Origin of the sequence: Nonomuraea sp. NPDC049625 (assembly GCF_040675285.1) — a bacterium.
GTDB classification, from domain to species: domain Bacteria; phylum Actinomycetota; class Actinomycetes; order Streptosporangiales; family Streptosporangiaceae; genus Nonomuraea; species Nonomuraea angiospora_A.
This window is the reverse complement of the sequence record NZ_JBFAOQ010000018.1, coordinates 77,252-92,617: the sequence shown is the minus strand read 5'-3', so window position 1 is coordinate 92,617 and position 15,366 is coordinate 77,252. Positions and strand designations below refer to the sequence as shown.

At 71.8% G+C, this 15,366-nt stretch carries 13 protein-coding genes; 8 read left to right on the top strand and 5 right to left on the bottom strand.

From position 1 onward, the window contains the following. The 5 genes from AB0J87_RS51065 to AB0J87_RS51045 form a co-directional block, all read left to right on the top strand. The coding region (locus AB0J87_RS51065) for a substrate-binding domain-containing protein (RefSeq protein ID WP_363980051.1) at positions 1-408 on the top strand (408 nt) is incomplete at its 5' end. A 14-nt stretch (positions 409-422) separates the two neighbouring features. Beyond that, positions 423-2,537, top strand: coding sequence for a beta-galactosidase (locus AB0J87_RS51060; protein ID WP_363980048.1), 2,115 nt, complete (start codon positions 423-425; stop codon positions 2,535-2,537). A gap of 31 nt (positions 2,538-2,568) precedes the next feature. Then, on the top strand, positions 2,569-3,294 hold the full coding sequence (locus AB0J87_RS51055) for a ThuA domain-containing protein (protein WP_350736561.1): 726 nt from the start codon (positions 2,569-2,571) through the stop codon (positions 3,292-3,294). A gap of 8 nt (positions 3,295-3,302) precedes the next feature. After that, positions 3,303-4,337: a Gfo/Idh/MocA family oxidoreductase gene (locus AB0J87_RS51050; RefSeq protein WP_363980044.1), complete on the top strand. Its 1,035-nt coding sequence runs from the start codon at positions 3,303-3,305 to the stop codon at positions 4,335-4,337. Between the two features lie 160 nt (positions 4,338-4,497). Next, the gene (locus AB0J87_RS51045; protein WP_363980041.1) at positions 4,498-5,793 is read left to right on the top strand and encodes an ankyrin repeat domain-containing protein; all 1,296 of its coding nucleotides are present in this window, start codon (positions 4,498-4,500) and stop codon (positions 5,791-5,793) included. Here the strand turns inward: AB0J87_RS51045 and AB0J87_RS51040 are convergent. Further along, complete coding sequence (locus AB0J87_RS51040) at positions 5,780-6,505, bottom strand: alpha/beta hydrolase (RefSeq protein WP_363980038.1); 726 nt, start codon at positions 6,503-6,505, stop codon at positions 5,780-5,782. The two genes, AB0J87_RS51045 and AB0J87_RS51040, sit on opposite strands and share 14 nt — an antisense overlap. Positions 6,506-6,609: 104 nt before the next feature. Between AB0J87_RS51040 and AB0J87_RS51035 the strand changes: the two genes are divergently transcribed. The 3 genes from AB0J87_RS51035 (at position 6,610) to AB0J87_RS51025 (ending at position 10,208) form a co-directional block, all read left to right on the top strand. Then, positions 6,610-7,485 (top strand): helix-turn-helix transcriptional regulator, encoded by an 876-nt coding sequence (locus tag AB0J87_RS51035; protein WP_363980035.1) that lies wholly within the window; start codon positions 6,610-6,612, stop codon positions 7,483-7,485. A gap of 126 nt (positions 7,486-7,611) precedes the next feature. Then, positions 7,612-9,168 carry a PP2C family protein-serine/threonine phosphatase gene (locus AB0J87_RS51030; RefSeq protein WP_363980032.1) on the top strand — a complete coding sequence of 519 codons (1,557 nt, stop codon included), beginning with the start codon at positions 7,612-7,614 and terminating at the stop codon, positions 9,166-9,168. Beyond that, on the top strand, positions 9,165-10,208 hold the full coding sequence (locus tag AB0J87_RS51025) for a cobalamin-dependent protein (RefSeq protein WP_363980029.1): 1,044 nt from the start codon (positions 9,165-9,167) through the stop codon (positions 10,206-10,208). The genes AB0J87_RS51030 and AB0J87_RS51025 overlap by 4 nt, the downstream gene beginning before the upstream one ends. A 32-nt stretch (positions 10,209-10,240) precedes the next feature. On the opposite strand, the gene AB0J87_RS51020 is transcribed toward AB0J87_RS51025, so the two are convergent. Genes AB0J87_RS51020 through AB0J87_RS51005 form a run of 4 tightly spaced genes read right to left on the bottom strand, consistent with a single transcriptional unit; the run spans position 10,241 to position 15,257 of the window. Further along, positions 10,241-11,143 carry a carbohydrate ABC transporter permease gene (locus tag AB0J87_RS51020; protein ID WP_363980026.1) on the bottom strand — a complete coding sequence of 301 codons (903 nt, stop codon included), beginning with the start codon at positions 11,141-11,143 and terminating at the stop codon, positions 10,241-10,243. Beyond that, positions 11,140-12,021: a sugar ABC transporter permease gene (locus AB0J87_RS51015; protein ID WP_363980023.1), complete on the bottom strand. Its 882-nt coding sequence runs from the start codon at positions 12,019-12,021 to the stop codon at positions 11,140-11,142. Before AB0J87_RS51015 ends, AB0J87_RS51020 begins: the two co-directional genes overlap by 4 nt. After that, on the bottom strand, positions 12,021-13,391 hold the full coding sequence (locus tag AB0J87_RS51010) for an extracellular solute-binding protein (RefSeq protein WP_363980020.1): 1,371 nt from the start codon (positions 13,389-13,391) through the stop codon (positions 12,021-12,023). The genes AB0J87_RS51015 and AB0J87_RS51010 overlap by 1 nt, the downstream gene beginning before the upstream one ends. A gap of 12 nt (positions 13,392-13,403) precedes the next feature. Further along, positions 13,404-15,257 carry a beta-L-arabinofuranosidase domain-containing protein gene (locus tag AB0J87_RS51005; RefSeq protein WP_363980017.1) on the bottom strand — a complete coding sequence of 618 codons (1,854 nt, stop codon included), beginning with the start codon at positions 15,255-15,257 and terminating at the stop codon, positions 13,404-13,406. Between the last annotated feature and the right edge of the window lie 109 nt (positions 15,258-15,366).

The following is a 15,366-nucleotide window of genomic DNA, read 5'->3' as shown; positions in this document are numbered from 1 at the left end:
GCGCTGGCCGCCGCCGGGGCTCCCGAGCCACCGGCGCCGGAGGGCGACTGGTCCCCCGCCTCCGGGTACGAGGCGGGCCGGGCGCTGGCGGCGGACCCGCGGGTCACGGCGGTGTTCGCGGCCAACGACGACATGGCGATCGGCGTGCTGCGCGCCCTGGCCGAGGCCGGTCGCGCGGTGCCGGACGACGTGAGCGTGGTCGGCATGGACGACATCCCGGCGGCGGCGTACCTGTCGCCACCGCTGACCACCATCCGCCAGGACTTCGAGGCGATCGCCCGCCACGGCCTCGCGCTGCTCGCCGCCGAGATCGAGCACTCCCCCGGCGAGCCAGGCGGGCCAGGCGGGCCCGCCGACCTGCCCGCGCACCTCGTGGTGCGCCGATCGACCGCACCGCCCGCAAAGTGAGGAAGGGAACCCCCGTGCCGCGAGTACTCTTCGGCGCCGCCTACTACCCCGAATACCACCCCGCCGACCTGCTGAAGACCGACCTCGACCTGATGGCCGACGCGCGTTTCTCGGTGATCAGGGTCGGCGAGTCGGTCTGGTCCACCTGGGAGCCCGAGAACGGCCGCTTCGACCTCGACTGGCTGCAACCGGCGCTGGACGGCGCGCACGAGCGCGGCATCGGGGTGATCCTGGGCACGCCGACGTACGCGGTCCCGCCGTGGCTGGCCCGGCTCTACCCGGAGATCGCCGGGGAGCGGGCCACCGGGCAGCGCATCGGGTGGGGCGCCCGGCAGGAGATGGACTTCACGCACCCGGCGTTCCGCTTCCACGCCGAGCGGATCACCCGCAAGGTCGTCGAGCGGTACGCCGGCCACCCGTCGGTCATCGGCTTCCAGGTCGACAACGAGCCGGGCCTGCACCTGCTGCACAACCACGGCGTGTTCCAGCGGTTCGTCGACTGGCTGCGCGAGCGCTACGGCGACGTGGAGACGCTGAACCGGGAGTGGGGCCTGGTCTACTGGTCGCACCGGCTGTCGGACTGGGCCGACCTGTGGCGGCCGGACGGCAACGCCCAGCCGCAGTACACGCAGGCGTGGCGGCGCTTCCAGGCCGACCAGGTGACCGAGTTCATCGGCCGGCAGGCGGACATCGTGCGCGAGTACGCCCGTCCCGAGCAGTTCGTCACCACGTGCATCGCCTACGACCGGCCCGGGGTGGCCGACGACGAGCTGACCCGGCGGCTCGACGTCACCGCGGGCAACCCGTACTACACGATGCAGGACGGCCTCGCGCTGCCCGCGCCGCAGGACGGGCCGCAGAGCTGGATGACCAGGAGCACCTGGGCGCTCTATCTCAGCGCGGACCGGATGTTCTCCTCCCGCCAGGAGCCGTTCCTGGTGACCGAGACGAACGCGCAGGCCATCGGGGCGCCCTGGGTGAACCAGCCCGCCTACGACGGCCAGTGGCGGCAGGCCGCGTGGGCGCTCGTCTCCCGCGGAGCCTCCATGATCGAGTACTGGCAGTGGCGGACGCTGGTGTTCGGCACGGAGACGTACTGGGGTGGCGTGCTGCCGCACAGCGGGCGGCCGGGGCGCACGTACCGGGAGATCGCCCGGATCGGGGCCGAGCTGGAGACGGCGGGAGAGCTGGTCGAAGGGCTGGTCCCGGACGCGGACGTCGCGATGCTCTACTCCACGCCGAGCAAGTGGGCGCTGAACGCCCAGCCCGCGCTCGGGCAGCCGGACGGCGGGCCGGACGAGCGCTCCTACCAGGGCATCTTCGAGCCGTTCTACCGTGGCGCGTTCGACGCCGGCTGCCAGGTGCGGGTGGTGCACGCCGCCCAGGCCGTCGCCGAGGAGCCGGCCGCGCTGGCCGCCCGGCATCCGGTGCTGGTGGCCGCCGGGCTGTACGTGGCCGACGACGCCACGCTGGACTGGCTGACGGCGTACGCGGCGGCGGGCGGGCACCTGGTGGTCGGCCCGCGCACCGGCTACGCCGACGCCGAGGCGCGGGCCCGCAGGGACGTCCAGCCGGGCAGGCTGGCCGACGCCGCGGGCGCCTGGTACGACGAGTTCAGCAACCTGACCGAGGACGTGCCGGTCAGGGGCCCAGTCAGGGGCCCGGTCGGAGGCCCAGTCAGCGGCACGGCGTTCCCGGAGGACGCGGCGGGCACCCGGTGGGCGGACGGGCTGCAGGCGGACGGGGCGGAGGTGCTGGCCGGCTACGAACACCCGCACTTCGGGCGGTTCGCGGCGATCACCACCCGCGCGCACGGGCGGGGGCGGATCACCTATGTCGGCACCGTGCCCAACGCGGCCCTGGCCGAGGCCCTGTTCCGCCGGCTGGTGCCGTCGCCCGGCCCCTGGTCGGAGCTGCCGCCCGGCGTCACCTCGACCGGCGCCACCGCGCGCGACGGGCGGCGGGTTCGTTTCCTGCACAACTGGGCGTGGGAGCCCGCGTCGGTGCGGGTACCGGTCCCGGTACGGGATGTGCTCGACGGCTCCGCCCACGAGGCCGGCGCCGAGTTGCCGCTGGGGCCGTGGGACGTGCGGGTGCTGTCGGAGACGGCAGGCGGCGACGTACGCTGATCTTGCGCCCGTACGGCCAGGAAGGAAACGCATGGCGGTCAACGTCACTGTCTGGAGCGAGAACTATCACGAGCCGCGCGAGGAGGCGGTACGCCGCATCTATCCCGACGGCATGCACGGCGCCATCGCGGAGGGGCTGACCGAGCTGCTGGGCGAGCGCGTGAGCACGCGTACCGCCGTGCTCGACGAGCCCGAGCACGGCCTGACCGACGCGGTCCTGGCCGGCACCGACGTGCTGACCTGGTGGGGCCACATGGCGCACGAGGAGGTCGACGACAAGGTCGTGGAACGCGTGCGGCGGCGCGTGCTGGGCGGCATGGGCCTGCTGGTGCTGCACTCGGCCCACTACTCCAAGATCTTCCGTGCGCTCATGGGCTCCACCTGCACGATCAACTGGCGCGACGCCGGCGAGCGCGAGCTGGTCTGGACGGTCGCGCCCGGCCACCCGATCGCGCAGGGCGTGCCCCGTCCGCTGGTCATCGAGCAGCAGGAGACGTACGGCGAGCCGTTCGGCATCCCGGAGCCCGACGAGCTGGTGTTCATCAGCAACTTCAGCGGCGGCGAGGTGTTCCGCAGCGGCTGCTGCTTCCGCAGGGGCCTGGGCAAGATCTTCTACTTCAGCCCCGGCGACCAGGAATATCCCGTCTACCACCACCCCGGCGTGCGGCGGGTGCTCGCCAACGCCGTCCTGTGGGCCGCGCCGGCGGACGGCGTGGGCGAGCCGCTCCAGAACGCCCACACCCCCATCCAGTGGTAGGAGGCCGCGTGACCTTCGAGATCGTCAAGGAGGACCGGCCGCTGCGCGGCGTGGTGGTGGGCGCGGGCTACATCGGCGGCCAGTGGGCGCCCGAGCTGGTCGCCCACCCCGGCACCGAGCTGGTGGGCTGGGTGGACGTGGTGGAGGACCGCGCCCGGGCCGCCGCCGCCGAGCTCGGCCTCGACGACCTGCCCGTCAGCGCCTCGCTGACCGCCGTGCTCGACGGCGAGGAGCCCGACTTCATCGTCAACTGCACCGTCCCCCAGGCCCACCACGACGTGACGGTCACGGCGCTGCGGCGCGGGGTGTCGGTGCTGAGCGAGAAGCCCATGGCGGTCACCCTGGACGAGGCCCGCTCGATGGTCCGGGCGGCCGACGAGGCGGGGCGGCTGTTCGCGGTCAACCAGAACCGCCGGTTCATGCAGACCCTGGTGGCCTTCCGGCGCACGGTGGCCGACCTGGGGCCGCTGGGGGTGCTGACCTCGGAGTTCTTCATGCCCTACCGTGGGCCGGAGTTCCTGGGGACGCTGGAGCATCCGCTGTTACAGGACATGGCGATCCACCTGTTCGACGCGGCGCGGGCGGTGTCGGGGACGGATCCCGTGTCCGTCTACTGCGAGTCGTTCCGGCCGTCGTGGACGTGGTATCCGGGGGCGTGCTCGGCGACCGCGATCTTCGAGATGACCGGCGGGCTGCGCTACACGTTCGCCGGGAGCTGGTCGGCGCCGGGCCAGGCGACATCCTGGACGGGCAGCTGGCGGGCGGCCGGTCCCCGCGGGACGGCGCGCTGGGACGGCAAGGGTGATCCGACGGCCGAGGCGGCCGAGGGGCACGTGGTGCGGCCGCACCCGCCGGAGGCCGACGCGTTCCCCGGCCGACGGCGTTTCCAGGGGCTGGCCGAGGGGCTGGATGAGTTCGTGACGGGGCTGCGTACGGGGCAGGCGCCGCAGGGCGAGTGCCACGACAACATCCGCAGCCTGGCCATGGTCACCGCGGCCCTGGAGTCGGCCCGCACGGGCGCGCGGGTGCCGATCACGCTCTGACGCCCGGGGGGCCGCGTCTCGGCGCGGCCCCCGCTAGGATGGGAGGGCGTTGCCGGGCGCGTCCAGTCCGCGGGGAAGGGATCATCCCACTGGCGGCACACTCCCTGTGGTCGACGGACCTCGGCCCGAGCTCGCGGACCCGGGCAGCCGGAGGTTCGCCGTGTCCGATCTTCCCCAGCACCCTTCGCTGGAGCATCTGCGCAAGCAGGCCAAACACCGCAAGCGCGCCCGGGGCGTCCCGCTGAGCCGGGCTCAGTTCGAGCTGGCCCGCGAGTACGGCTTCCCGAGCTGGCCGAAGCTGGTCGAGCACGTACGCGTCGCCGCCCTGGAGGGCATCGAGCGGGCGCTCATCCTGGCCGATCCGGCCGCGCTGGCGGCGTTCCTCCCGGCCGGTGAGCCGGTCGGCGGGCTCCCGCCGCTGCTGGTGCTGCTGCGGCGGGCCGTCGCCCCCGCCGAGCGGGTACGCGAGTGCGCCCGGCTCCTGCTGGACGCCGGCGCCGACCCCGGCAGCCACACCGTGGAGTGGGGCGGCGAGGGCAGGCGGACGGCGCTGTTCGACGCCGTGGAACGGGGTGACCTGGCCCTGGCCCGGCTCCTCGTCGAGCGCGGCGCGCCCCCGGACGAGGACGCCTTCTACCACGCGTGCGAGCAGTCGGACCCGGCCTTCCTCGACCTCCTCCACCGGCCCGGCTTCGAGCGCATGGTGGCGCACAAGCTGGACTTCGAGGACGCGGCGGGGCTGCGCTGGTTCCTCGACCGCGGCGCCGACGTGAACGCCTGCCGCGCCCTGCACCACGCCATCGCCCGTGGCCGGGGCGTCACCATCCTGACGATGCTCCTCAACGCCGGGGCCGACGTGAACCTGCCGTGGGACCGCTGGGACGTCGGCCGCCGCCCCCTCGCGCTGGCCGCCCGCTGCGGCCACCTGGCCGCGTACGAGCTGTTGACCGCGCGGGGCGCGAGGGCCGACCTGGACCCGGTGGACGCCGCCGTCCTGGCGGTGGCCCGGGGCGAGTCGGCGCGCCTGCCCGCCGCGCCGCCGCCGGCTCTCGGCAACCCGGCGGACACCGGGGACTACGGCTGGGCGCTGGGCCAGTTCGCCCTGCTGGGCCGTACCGACGTGGTGCGGGCCCTGCTGGACGCCGGCATGGCGGTGGACACGCGCGGCTGGAGCAACTTCACGCCGATCGACCAGGCCGCCATGCACGGCCGCACGGCGACCGTGCGGCTGCTCATCGAGCGCGGCGCCGATCTGGACGACCGCGCCTTCGACGACGAGGGCCCGACCCCGCTGGACTGCGCGCTGTGGGGGCTGCGCCACAACCGCGCGGAGGACGGCGACTACCTCGGCACCGTGGAGGCCCTCCTGGAGGCAGGTGCCCCCACCCGCCTGGACCCGCCCATGGGCGACCCGGCCATCGACTCCCTCTTTCTCGACAGGATCAGCCGAGCTTGAGCAGTAGCTCGGCGAGCTCGGCCGGCATGGTGATCATGCAGTCGTGGCCGGTCTCCAGTTCCCACACCTGCGCCGGGGTGCCGTTGGGCTGCGTCTCGGGGACGGGCCGGCGGGTGATGCCGTCCGGCTTGCCGACGGTGCAGTGGATGTGGGTCCGCGGGATCGCGTTCACGGCCGGGTTGTCCAGCCGGACCGGCTGCTGGAGGGAGCGCACCGGCTGATCCGACAGCATCGTGCGCAGCCAGGCGACGTCCGCGGGGTCGGTGACCCCGAACAGCCCCGCGGGCGGCGGCAGCTCGGGCAGCGGCGGAACCCGCCAGCCGCTGCCGGACTCCGCGGCGCCGTCGATCAGAACCCGGGTCACGGGCTGGACGTCGGCCGCGCTCTCGCCGTCCTCCGGGACCATCGCGTCGAGGTAGACCAGCTGCGCGATCCGATCCGGGACCTGGTTGGCGGCGGACGAGATGACCAGCCCCGCGTAGCTGTGTCCCACGAGTATCACGTCGGTGAGGTCCTCTTCGAGGATCAGCCCGACGATGTCGCCGACGTGCGTGTCCAGCCCGACCTCGGGGCTGAGCAGATGCGCCTTGTCGCCGTGGCCGGTCAGCGACGGCGCGGCCACCCGGTGTCCGGCCGACTCCAGCAACGGGACGACCCGCTCCCAGCACTGTCCGCTGTGCCAGGCACCGTGTACCAGCAAATATGTTGTCATGGTCCGCCAGGCTGCCGACCAGGCCCGGACGGAGCCAGAGCCCCCGCGATCCTGGGGGTGACAGGACCAGGCAGGCAGGTGGTCGCGCGGATTACAGTGCGGAGATGAGCGAATCGAACCTGCTGGGTGATTACGTGCGCGCGCGCCGCGAGCTCATCACTCCGGAACAGGTCGGTATCCCCGTTTCGGGGGTGCGGCGCGTGCCGGGCCTGCGCCGGGAGGAGGTCGCGATGCTCGCCGGCATCAGCGCCGACTACTACCTGCGCCTGGAGCAGGGCCGCGACCGCAACCCCTCCGCGCAGGTCCTCGAGGCCCTCGCCCGCGTGCTGCGGCTCGACGACGACGCGACGGCGTACCTGCTGCGCCTCGGCGCCGGCCAACCCCGGCGGCGCCGGCGGCGGCCCAGGAAGGAGACCGTCCCTCCGGGCGTCGCCCAGCTCGTCGCCATGCTGCCGCTGCCCGCGTACGTCGAGGGCCGCTACTTCGACGTCCTCGCCGCCAACGCGCTGGCCACCGCCCTGTCGCCGCGCCTCGTGGCGGGCGCCAACCGCCTGCGGGACCTGTTCCTCGACCCCGCCGAGCAGGCGCTCTACCCGGACTGGGAGAACGCCGCCGCCGGCATGGTCGCCGGCTTCCGCGAATCCGTCGGCACCGACACGGACGATCCCCGATTCATCGAACTCGTCGGCGAGCTCTCCCTCGCCAGCCCCCGCTTCAGCCGGCTCTGGGCCCGGCACGACGTGGAGGCGTGCGAAGGCGCGCCCAAGCACATCGATCACCCGCAGGTCGGTGGCCTGCGGCTGAACCGGGAGCGGCTGGGCGTCAGCGGCGCTCCGGGCCAGACGCTCGTCGTCTACCACCCGGACCCCGGCACTGACAACGCCGACAAACTCGCCCTTCTCGCCTCGGCCACCGCCACAACGGCCCACGAGGGCGAGCAATCGATTTCCCTGAAGATCCGCACGCCGCGCGAGGGGTGAAAGATACTGCAAAGAACCAGTATGTCGTGACGAAGGCCACGGCCCCCAGCACGTAGAGTGACGGTTCTGGAGAGGGGTCTGGGGCGAGGCACGATCGGGATGGTGTGGGAAGACGCGCCGTACCCGATGCTGACGGTCGATAGCGCCGGCATCATCGAGCGGGCGAACGAGGCGGCCCGGCTGCTTCTCGCCGGCGCGGCCGTCGGCGTGCCGCTGGCGCGGGTGGCCCCGGCCTGGCTGTCGCAGGCCCATCGTGAGGCCTGCGCCGGGCGCCGTAGCGATCAGCGGGCCGGGCAGCGAGCCCGCGGGCCGGTCGGCAGGCCGGTGTTCGAGGCGCATCCGGTGCACGCCGGGCGCGATCGGGTCACGTGGTGGCTGGTCGACGTCGACGATCACCAGCGGGCCGTCGAGGAGCTGCGCGCCGAGCGGGAGTGGACCGCGTTCATGGTGGAGGCGTCCGTCGAGCTGCTGTCGTCGCTGAACATGGAGCGTTGCCTGGTGGCGACCGCGCGCCTGGCCGCCCGGCGGCTCGCCGACGCCGCGCTGGTCGTCATGCCGCTGGCCCCGCGCCAGTACGCGATCGTCTACTGCGATCCGCGGGGCGAGGTGTCCCACGAGCGCGCGTCCGTCGATCCCCGTACGCTCCCGGGGCTCGCGGAGGCGCTGCAGGGCTTTCCTCCGGCGCCCATCCGGTGGGTCGAGCCGGCCGAGGCGCCCGGCTGGGTGCTGCGCGACCGGGGCGGCGAGGTGGGCTCCGTGGCGGTGACCGCGCTGCCGGGCCATGGCCTGGCCGCGGGCGCGCTGGTGCTGCTGCGCCGTACCCCTCGGGCCGGTTTCTCGGACGCCGAGACGGTGTTCGCGCCGCTGTTCACCGCGTGGGCCGGCGCGGCGATCTCGGTCGCGCGGCTGTACGCCGAGCAGGCGGCCATCGCCGAGACCCTGATGGCCGAGCTGCTGCCGCCCACCGCGCCGCCGCTCGAGGGCGTGGAGCTGGCGGCCCGCTACCGGCCCGCGGGCGACAGCGAACGCGTCGGCGGCGACTTCTACGACGTGCATCCCGTCGGCGGCTCCGGCCGGGAGTCGCTGGTGGTGCTCGGCGACGTGTCCGGCAAGGGCCTGGAGGCCGCCGTGCTCACCGGCAGGATCCGCAACATCCTGCGCGCCCTGGTGCCGCTGGCCGACGACCACCATCGGGTGCTCGAACTGCTGAACGGCGCGCTGCTCACCCACGGGGATCCGACGAGCTTCGTCACGCTCGTCCTGGCCTCGATCTCGCGCCGCGCGAACCAGGTCGTGGTACGGCTGACCAGCGCCGGGCATCCGCCGCCGCTGATCCTGCGCAACGACGGCCGCGTGGAGCCGGTGCACGCCGCCGGCACGCTGATCGGCCTGGTGGAGCACATCACCAGCGTCACCGAGCCGGTGCTGCTGGAGCCCGGCGAGACGTGCCTGCTCTACAGCGACGGCATCGTCGAGGCCAGGGGCGGCCCGCTCGGCGACGAGTTCTTCGGCGAGGAGCGGCTGTGCGAGCAGCTCCGGCAGTGCGCCGGCATGCCGCCCGAAGCCCTGGCCGACCGCGTACAGATGCTGGCCTGCCAGTGGGTCGGCGCCGGCGAGCACGACGACATGGCGGTCGTCGCCATCACCGCGCCCCGCGAGCCCTCTCACGGCGCGCCGCCATGACACGCGACGTCGAGGAACGGGTCGAGACGTTGTGGGCGGCGGCGACGGCCGGTGACGAGTACGCCGCCGCCGACGCGGTGCTGGCCGCGCTCGACGCCGGGATGCCCATGGAGACCCTGCTGCTGGACGTCGTCGCCGCGGTGCAGTCGCGCGTCGGCCTGGAATGGGTGGCCGACCGCATCACGGTCGCCCAGGAGCACACCGCCACGGCCGTCAACGAGCGCGTGCTCGCGACGCTGGCCCATCTGCCCTCCGCACGGCGGAGTCCGGAGCCGGGCAGGGGCCGCATCACGGTGGCCTGCGTCCACGGCGAGTGGCACGCGTTCCCGGCGCGGCTGCTGGCCGAGGTGCTGCGCCTGCGCGGCTGGCACGTCGACTACCTGGGCGCGCAGGTGCCCACGCCGCACCTGGTCGCCCACCTGCACCGGACGGATCCGGACGCGGTGGCGCTGTCCGGCTCGCTCACGCCCCGGCTGCCCGCCGCGCACGCGGCCATCACCTCGTGCCAGGCGGTGGGCACGCCGGTGCTGGCCGGCGGCGCCGCCTTCGGCCCGGACGGCCGCTATGCCCGGCTGCTCGGAGCCGACGCCTGGGCCCCCGACGCGTGTGCCGCCGCCGACCTCCTGGCCGGCGGGCCGCCGTCGTGCCGCCCGGCGGCCGGCCGGAGCGCCGAGGAGCGGCCGCACCTGGCCGGCCCCGAGTACGCCGACCTCACCGGGTCCGCTGTGGACCTGGTGAGAGGTGTCGCGGAAGAGCTGACCCGGCGCGTCCCCGAGCTGGCGCCGGCCTACGCGGAGCGCAGGCTCGGACATCCCGCCGAGGACGTCGCGTCCATCATCGACCACCTGCGGGCCGCCCTGTACGTCGACGACCCCGAGCTGTTCTCCTCCTTCGCGGGCTGGATGGCGGACGTCCTCACGGCGCGCGGCATCCCGGCGCGGGTGCTGCTCCCCGTCCTGGAGGCGCTGGCCGAGCGCCTTCCCGGCTCCCCCCGCGCTCTCGTCATGCTGGAGGGGGCGCGCGACGTGGCGCGTCGGTAGCGCCGTCCGGGAGGAACGACGGGGCTTCGTCCCTAGTTCTTGATGCCCGTCAGAGTGACCCCCTCGATGAAGTAGCGCTGCATGAAGAAGAACAGCGCGATGATCGGCGCGATGATGGCCGCCGAGGCCGCCATGAGGTAACCCCACTGGGTGATGTACATGCTCTGGAACGACGCCAGCCCCAGCGACAGCGTGTAGTTCTCCTCGTTCTGCAGGTACAGCAGCGGCCCGAGGAAGTCGTTCCAGGTGCCGATGAACGTGAAGATGGTCACCACGATGATCGCGGGTTTGGACAGCGGCATGATGATCGTCCAGAACACCCGCCACGGCGAGGCCCCGTCGATGTAGGCGGCCTCGTCCAGTTCGAACGGGATCGTCAGGAAGAACTGCCGCAGCAGGAAGATGTTGAACACTCCCCCGCCCGCTCCGGCGAACCAGCTCGGGACCGTGAGCGGCGCGATGGTGTCGATCGCGTCCAGCTGCTGCCACATGACGAACGTCGGGATGAGCGTCACCGCGTACGGCAGCATCACGCCGCTGAGCAGCAGCGCGAACACCACGTTGCGCCCGCGCCAGCGCAGCCGGGAGAAGCTGAAGGCCGCCACCGCGCAGGTCAGCACGGTGCCCAGGACGCTGATGACGGCGATGACCACCGTGTTGAGGAAGTAGCGGGCGAACGGCTGGGTGGTGAGGGACTCGCTGAAGTTCGACCACTGGAACGGCGAGGGGATCCACTGGGGCGGCGAGACGAACATCTGCGCGTCCTGCATGAGCGCGCTGCGCACCAGCCAGACGAACGGCAGCAGGGTCGGGATCGACCCCGCCACCAGCGCCACGTAGAGCAGGATGCGGCCGTACCTGCGCGGTTTGCGCAGCCCCTGGGTCGGGGCCACGCCGCGCGCGGTGGTCTTGTCCGGTGTCGCCAGGGCGGTCATCGCGCGCCTGCCATCTCGTAGTAGACCCAGCGGCGGGCGTTTCTGAACATGAGGAACGTGACCACCATAATGATCATGAACAGGGTCCAGGCGAGGGCGCTGGCGTAGCCCATCTCGCTCTCGGTGAACGCCTTGCGGAACAGGTAGTAGACGTAGAAGAGCGTGGCGTGGTTGGGGCCGCCCTCGGTCATCACGTACGCCTGGTTGAACACCTGGAAGGTGCCGACCACGCCGACCACCAGGTTGTAGAAGATGGTCGGCGTCATCATCGGCAGCGTCACGTGCCAGAAGCGCCGCCACGCGCCGCCGCCGTCGATCGAGACGGCCTCGTACAGATGCCTCGGCACGCCCTGCAGCCCCGCCAGGAAGATCACCATGGTGTTGCCGAAGCCCCACGTGCTCATGATGATCATCGAGGGCACCGCGGTCGACTCGGCGTAGATCCACTGCGAGCCCGGCAGGCCTCCCTGCCGGAGCAGGGAGTTCAGCAGGCCGAAGTCCGGGTTGAAGATCCAGATCCACAGGACGACGTTGGCGATGGCGGGGACGAGCGTCGGCAGGTAGAAGATCGTCCGCCAGACGGCCAGGCCGCGTACCTTCTGGTTGAGCAGCATGGCCACGGCGAAGCTGACGATCAGCACCAGCGGCACCGCGCCGAGCGTGTAGTACGTGGTGGTGGACAGCGACTTCCAGAACAGCTCGTCCTGGACCATGGTGGCGTAGTTGTCCAGGCCGACGAAGTTCGGGCTGGCGCCGATCGTCCAGTCGGTCAGGCTGAAGTACGCCGACGCCACCATGGGCCCGATCGTGAAGATGACGAACCCGAGGATGGCGGGCAGCGCCATCAGGATGCCCCATCGTGTTTCGAGGCGGCGCATCACAGCTCCTGGGAGTGCTGCCAGCCCTGGAGCATGCTGGAGATCTTCGGCGCGACGGCCTTGAGGATCTCGGCGGCCGGTCGCTTGCCGGTCTCGAGCTCCTGGAGGGCGGGGGTGAGGACGTCGCTGGAGATGGTGGACATGTTCTTGACGCGGTTGCCGAACGTGGGCACGCCGTGGTCGCGCGCGTAGTCCACCACGGCGGTGCGGAACTCCGGCGGGTGGAGCTCGTTCTTGGTCCAGGAGTCGATGGAGGCCTGGTCCTCGTAGTACTTCTTCTCCTGGGGCATCCACAGGCCCTTGGCGAACAGGTCGACGTAGCGCGGGTCGTTGTGGAAGGCGAACAGCTCGACCGCCTCCTGCTCGTGCTCGGACCCCGCGAACACCGCCGAGGCGCCCGCCACCTGGGAGGAGGTGAACGGCTCCTTGTACTTGGGCAGCACGCCGATGCCGTAGTCGACCTTGCTCTCGTTCATGTCGAGCAGGCTCCAGTGACCGTCCACCACCATCGCCACCCGCTTGGTCTTGAGCAGGATGTTGGTGCCGGGCACGTCGTCGCCGGTCGCGGCCAGCTGGCCCGGGCCGGGGGCGACGCGGTGCTTGTAGATGAGGTCCTGCAGGTTCTGGAACACCTGGATCGCCTCAGGGGTGTCGAGCAGGCACTTCTTGCCGGCCTCGTCGGCGAAGTCGACGCCGTTGCTGCGCAGGAACCCGTACCAGGCGGCGCCGTAGGTGATGCTGCTGGAGATGCCGAACTGCTTGATCTGCTTGGGGTCGAAGCCCGACTCGTCCGGGTGCTTGCCGTTCTGGTCGATCGTCAGCTTGTAGGCGTTCTCGACGAGCTGGTCCCACGTCCACGCGGAGGCGGCGTCGGCGGGCGGCGTCACCCCGGCGGCGGCGACGGCGGACTTGCTGTACCACAGCAGCTCGATCTCGTTCGCGGTCGCGACACCGTGCAGGTTGTCCTGGCCGCTCCACAGGTACGCGTCCGGCAGGTATCCGGCCAGCTGCGGATATTTCTTCAAATAGGGGAACAGGTTGACCAGCTTGCCCTGCTGGCCCAGCCGGTACGACATCGCCAGCGGCACGTACCCGGCGTCCGGGAGCCGGTTGCTGGCCACGAGCGTGTTGAGCTTCACGTCGTACTCGTCGGGCGTGTAGAGCGGCTTGACCGTCACCCCCGCGTGCTTCTGCTCGTACTGCTTGAGCATCCGCTCGACAGCCGCCTTCTCGAACGTCGAACCCCAGTACATGAACTGGAGCTGCACGTTCTTGCCGCCCGAGCCGGAGCCCGAGCCGCCGCCGCAGGCCGCGGCCGCGGTGCCGAGGGCGGCGAGCCCGCCCAGCTTCAACAGGTCGCGTCTTCTCATCCGCGTCTTTCCTTACGCGAGGGGGATCCAGACCCGCATCGGGCCGCCGTCCCGGTTGTCCCACTGGAAGTAGGGGACGGCGGTCGCGGTCACGCTGGTGCTGGTCGCCAGGGTTTTCGTGGTGTACGGCAATCCGCCGCGCGGCTGGTCCACGGCGGCGGCGTCGGTTTCGATCAGTACGGTGCGCCCGACGCCCGGGAGGTCGTCCACGGGCTTCAGACGCAGGGGTGCCTGCGGGCTCAGGGCGAGGTCGTCCACCTCGACGCCCTCGGGCTGGTCGGTCTGCTCGAAGCAGTAGACGAGCGGTCCGCGCTCCAGGGCCACGCTGCCCCGCAACGCGTCGATCCTGCGGTGGGGGTGGACGATCCTGGGCGTCATGTCGAGCCGGAGCTCGACCGTGTCGCCCCGGCGCCACTGACGACGTATACGGAAATATCCGTCTTCGGCGGCTTGGGCGGGGCCGTCATCGATGGTGGTGTTCTCGCTCCAGGCGGGGATGCGCAGCGCGAGCTCCCATTCGCCCTCGTTCTCGATCGTGATGCGGACGAGCCCGTCCCACGGGTAGTCGGTCTCGATCCGGACCCGGCCGTTCACGGTGCCGGGGACGTACTGGTGCAGCTGGAGGCCGGCGTCGGTGGTCGTGGCCAGGTAGGAGCCGAGCGAGGCCACCAGGCGCATGATGTTCGGCGGGCAGCAGGCGCACGCGAACCACTCCCTGCGCCGCCCGAGATAGGCGTCCTCGACGAGGTCGGAGCGGCGCTGCAGCGGGTTGACGTAGAAGAAGCGCACGCCGTCGGCCGACGTGGAGGCGGCGAAGGCGTTGTAGAGCGTGCGCTCGATCAGGTCGGCGTGGCGGCCGTGGCCGGTGGCCAGGAGCAGCCGCCAGTTCCAGTGGATGCTCGCGATGGCGGCGCAGCTCTCGCTGTAGGCGCGGTCGGACGGCAGCTCGTACCGCTCGCCGAACGCCTCGCCGTCGTGGCGCGAGCCGTGGCCGCCCGTGATGTACGTCTTGGTGGCGACCATGTCCTCCCAGCGGCGCAGCGAGCACTCCAGCAGCGACTCGTCGCCGGTCTCCAGGTAGACGTCGACGATGCCGGCCTCCAGGTAGAGCTGGCGCACGGCGTGCCCGACCGCGGTGTCGGCCTCGCGGACCGGCAGGTGGTCCTGGGCGTACAGCATGCCCATGCCACTGTCCTTGATGAGGCCCTTGCCGCGGTTGTCGATCAGCTTGGACGCCAGCTCCAGGTACGTGCGCTCGCCGGTCAGCCGGTACAGCTCGACCAGCGCGGTCTCGACCTCGGCGTGGCCGTCGATGCCGTCGTTCCCGCCGGCCAGGAACTCCTCCACCAGGTGGTCGGCGAAGCGCCTGGCGACCTCGACCACCCCGTCGCCGATCCCGGCGCGGGCGGCGGCCACCGCCGCCTGGAACAGGTGGCCGGCGCAGTACATCTCGTGGCTGTACTCGAGCTCGGCGTAGATCTTGTCCGGCTTGACGACCTGGTAGTGCGAGTTGAGGTAGCCGTTGTCACGCTGGGCCTTCTTCAGCACGGCCGCGGCCTGGTCGGCGAACTCGGCGTACCCTGGCTCAGGGGCGCGGACGTACTCCCACGCGATCGCCTCCAACTGCTTGTAGAGGTCGGAGTCCTGGAAACGGTAGCCCTGGAAGGGCCCTTCGCCCTCACCTCCGGCGCGGCGGAGGTTGGGCAGCACGCCCGAACGCTCCATCTGCTCCAGGCCCAGCGGGATGCTGTCCTCATGATTGATCCGCTGCCATCGCGCGAACGGGCCGCCGGTGATGACGACGTCATTGATGCCGATCGGCCGCCACAGTGCCCGACTGGACGGAACGACAGGACTCTGGTGCATCAAGCTCCTCAACCTCAACTCGGGGCCTTGCTGAGAAAACCTTGGGAATAGGTTTTCTCAAACGGAGGGTAAGGTGTGATACATCACAGGTCAAGAGCGGATGCTTGTG

Coding starts and splice junctions, on each gene's coding strand:
- AB0J87_RS51005 (WP_363980017.1), bottom strand. CDS start 15,257: ATGCACCAGAGTCCTGTCGTTCCGTCCAGTCGGGCACTGTGGCGGCCG.
- AB0J87_RS51035 (WP_363980035.1), top strand. CDS start 6,610: ATGAGCGAATCGAACCTGCTGGGTGATTACGTGCGCGCGCGCCGCGAG.
- AB0J87_RS51010 (WP_363980020.1), bottom strand. CDS start 13,391: ATGAGAAGACGCGACCTGTTGAAGCTGGGCGGGCTCGCCGCCCTCGGC.
- AB0J87_RS51055 (WP_350736561.1), top strand. CDS start 2,569: ATGGCGGTCAACGTCACTGTCTGGAGCGAGAACTATCACGAGCCGCGC.
- AB0J87_RS51020 (WP_363980026.1), bottom strand. CDS start 11,143: ATGACCGCCCTGGCGACACCGGACAAGACCACCGCGCGCGGCGTGGCC.
- AB0J87_RS51040 (WP_363980038.1), bottom strand. CDS start 6,505: ATGACAACATATTTGCTGGTACACGGTGCCTGGCACAGCGGACAGTGC.
- AB0J87_RS51025 (WP_363980029.1), top strand. CDS start 9,165: ATGACACGCGACGTCGAGGAACGGGTCGAGACGTTGTGGGCGGCGGCG.
- AB0J87_RS51030 (WP_363980032.1), top strand. CDS start 7,612: ATGCTGACGGTCGATAGCGCCGGCATCATCGAGCGGGCGAACGAGGCG.
- AB0J87_RS51015 (WP_363980023.1), bottom strand. CDS start 12,021: ATGCGCCGCCTCGAAACACGATGGGGCATCCTGATGGCGCTGCCCGCC.